This window comes from Dellaglioa sp. CoH-57-MRSF-16 (genome assembly GCF_056782055.1).
Genome location: NZ_JBXAXZ010000158.1, coordinates 1 through 280, shown reverse-complemented (window position 1 = coordinate 280; position 280 = coordinate 1). Strand labels below are relative to the sequence as shown.

Genomic DNA, 280 nt, shown 5'->3' with positions numbered 1-280 from the left:
GGAACGGGATTTCCGCGCCCGGGATTTGCGTCACGTACGCACCCGGCACCGCGACACCGGCCGGAGCCGTACCCGGCGTACCGAGCGTCAGCATGCCGTTAGCGGCCAAACAGATTTGCGTCGAGGCCGAACCACCAGCAGCTGCCCAGTTCTTCGATGCGTCGAATTGCGAAGTGAACACCGTACCGCGCGTAATCACGCCGATTTGCTGGACGTAATCGCCAACGTAGCCGCCCGGCTGCACGTCACCGAACAGGACCCGGCGCTGCACTGCCGTCAG

At 64.6% G+C, this 280-nt stretch carries 1 protein-coding gene; it reads right to left on the bottom strand.

Annotated elements, in window-relative coordinates; translation table 11 throughout:
• A partial coding sequence (locus AC1RPH_RS08270) for a hypothetical protein (protein WP_481762106.1) occupies positions 1-280 on the bottom strand: 280 nt, incomplete at both ends.